2 protein-coding genes and 1 pseudogene are annotated in these 2,730 nt (G+C 38.5%); 1 reads left to right on the top strand and 2 read right to left on the bottom strand.

Features of this window, described 5'->3' with window-relative positions; all coding sequences use genetic code 11:
• Positions 1-116: 116 nt before the first annotated feature.
• Positions 117-224, top strand: a pseudogene (locus B0680_RS10600) (helix-turn-helix domain-containing protein); the annotation flags it as partial.
• Positions 225-740: 516 nt separating this feature from the next.
• Here B0680_RS10600 and B0680_RS10605 read toward each other — a convergent pair.
• Positions 741-890: a plasmid recombination protein gene (locus B0680_RS10605; protein WP_228143799.1), complete on the bottom strand. Its 150-nt coding sequence runs from the start codon at positions 888-890 to the stop codon at positions 741-743.
• A gap of 515 nt (positions 891-1,405) precedes the next feature.
• Positions 1,406-2,281 carry an SDR family oxidoreductase gene (locus B0680_RS10610; RefSeq protein WP_078255065.1) on the bottom strand — a complete coding sequence of 292 codons (876 nt, stop codon included), beginning with the start codon at positions 2,279-2,281 and terminating at the stop codon, positions 1,406-1,408.
• Positions 2,282-2,730 lie beyond the last annotated feature (449 nt).

Raw genomic sequence — 2,730 nt, forward strand, 5'->3', positions numbered from 1 at the left:
AAAATAGTTGACCGGTACAGTATTACGTTGGTGACAGCTTTAGGCGTGAATTTAGCGAACTACAAGCCAGTAGAGGTGCTAAGGGCGGTAAGGCAAGGTCAGCTAAGTATCAAGACAAGAGAGAACAGGCGAAAAAACTACACGAGCAGGGCTTAAACAATAACCAAATTGCCTCAAAGCTAGGCGTATCAAGGCGTACAGTTATAAACTGGCTTAAAAAATAGGGGGTGTGAAAGTAGCCATATCAGTTACCCCCCCCTGTAAGGGGCGGTTTGGTGTCTGTGCCTGCCCCTGTGCTTGTTGCTGTTAATTCCCTGCCACCCCTTGTAGATAAAAGGTTATACGCAAAAAAAGAGGTTGAACAGAGTCGCAATCCCCCATTCCACCTCTCAAGACTAGCGTTGTCTGCTTAGGCTATTTCTGATTTATCGCTTAACTTTGAACAAGTCACCTTGGCCATGCTTGCGAACATACTCACGCATAAAAGCACGTACTGCTTGACTGGCTGTAGTGTCTTGACCCTCACATGACCGCTTGAAAGCATCTAGTAAATGCTCATCTACTTTTGCAGTGAATAGCTTTGTTTCTTCGCTTGTACTCATAATAGAACCTCTATAATTAATGTATATTGAGTATATACCATTTATACACTAATCGTCCACTAAAAGTAATCATTTATATATATACCTTATGTATATTATATATATACGATATATATACCATAATCTACCTATACCGAGTTACTTAACAACGACAAAGTTCAGATGTGTACGCTCTGTATCAATATTTTTGTTGGAATGGTTTTCTGTTTTTCGGTCTAAGTGAATTGACAAGCCTTGCATATTTCCTTTAGTGAATTTCTGAACGTGCGCCATCTCGTACACCTCCATTTGAGAAGAGAATAACACATCAGGCGAGAGGAGCCAAAACCATTTGGTATAACACGGTATACCAGAATTCTTCTGGACGTGCTCTGCGAGGCGAAAAGCAAGGGAGCAAAAACCGCTCCCCCAAATTCAAAAGCAAAAGAAAAGATCATGGGCTTTGCCCAAACCCACGAGGGAAAAGTTTCCCCTCGACCCCCTCCAAAAAGCTCCCCCAACCCCCTCACTTTTTGAGGGGGCTCCCTCGCCGGTTGGCAGGTCAAAAGGTGTTGCCTTTTGACGAGCCAAGAGGGTTCGGGTGTAGCAAAATTGTCAACTCCTTAAATTCCTTTCGCTGTCGCTTCAGTCAGACATTTACCGTTGACAATTGCCACGTATTTTCTTCTGCAGAAAGTTTCACTTTTAGCCGAAGAAAATAAAAAGAGGTGGCAAATTTGCCACCTCTTAAAAATTTTCTGATCTTCAACAATCGCGCCCATTTGCGGAATACTTAAAAATAATCTCAATACTTTTTTGTTCTTCTATTCCTCGATTATTCCATATCCTTCTGGTGCAGGAATCCCATGTTCCGCAGAACGACTAACTGATTCCCACTCTTTCCATGTAAATATACGTTTTTCTGTATTTTCAACAGCTAAATCATAAACAAGGCTTCCCAGAATCAATCGGAGAGGCGGATTCTCACTATTAACCAGTTTCATTATAGCTTCGGCAGCCAACTTAGGATCACTATCAACCGATTCGGTTGAATTTTGTTGAGCCAACTTCTCACGTAATGAATCATACTCTTTTTTCTGTAGGGTAAAACTCATTTTTAAGTATAAATTCGTCCAGTAACCTCCGGGTTCTACAATAGATACCTTTACACCAAAATGTGCGGCCTCTTGTGCTAAAGCCTCGCTAAATCCTTCTAAAGCAAATTTACTAGCACTATAGATTCCAGACATTGGACCAGTAATCAGTCCTCCAATACTAGATATCTGTATAATATGACCTGATCCTTGCGTCCGCAAGTACGGCATAACTGCTTGACTAACCCATACTGCACCGAAGAAATTAGGTTCCATTTGACTTCTAACTTCATCTTCACTAAATTCTTCAATCATTCCCATTACCATGTTTCCTGCATTGTTAATGACAATATCGAGCCTTCCAAAATGTTTAATGGCAGTTTCCACTGTAGCCGAAACAGCACTTCTATCAGTAACATCAAGACTTAAAGGAAGTAACATTCCTTCAAACTGGTATTTTAACTCATTCAGTTTTTCAATATTTCTAGCAACACCAACAACCTTATCACCTGATTCTAATGCTTTTTTAGTGAATTCGTATCCTAGCCCACTGCTCGCCCCAGTAATAAACCATACTCGTGTATTTTGTACGTTACTAAATGTCATAAATAATTTCCTCCATTAATCATGTAATATTTAGGTAGCATTTTATACCTAATATTTGAAGTAAGCCAAATATAAAACAAACAAAATAAAAAACATAGGCAACTGCCTATGCTCTAAAATATTGAAATATAGAAATTCCAATTGGATTCATCATTACTTTTTAAAATTACAAATATGATATCAATATCATATTTGAACCTGTTTCTATGATATTAGAGGGGACTTCCACTTATTAAAAAAAAGAGGAAGATATATCTCCCTCTTTTTTCATAACCGTATAATAAAGGTTTCCTATTAAAAGACAGATTAATCCTATTACTCTGAGCATAAGCAGAGCCTTTGAACGTATTAAATTAACGGTTCAAAGTTAGAATATCAATCATTAGGAAGCCTCCATTCATAAAAGTTAATTCAAGTATAACAAATTACCTTGTACCGGTCAACTATTT

The organism is Moraxella pluranimalium, assembly GCF_002014825.1.
Taxonomy (GTDB): Bacteria; Pseudomonadota; Gammaproteobacteria; order Pseudomonadales; family Moraxellaceae; genus Moraxella; species Moraxella pluranimalium.

Excerpts from the sequence above, each read along its gene's own strand:
- B0680_RS10610 (WP_078255065.1), bottom strand. The coding sequence starts at position 2,281 with ATGACATTTAGTAACGTACAAAATACACGAGTATGGTTTATTACTGGG.
- B0680_RS10605 (WP_228143799.1), bottom strand. The coding sequence starts at position 890 with ATGGAGGTGTACGAGATGGCGCACGTTCAGAAATTCACTAAAGGAAAT.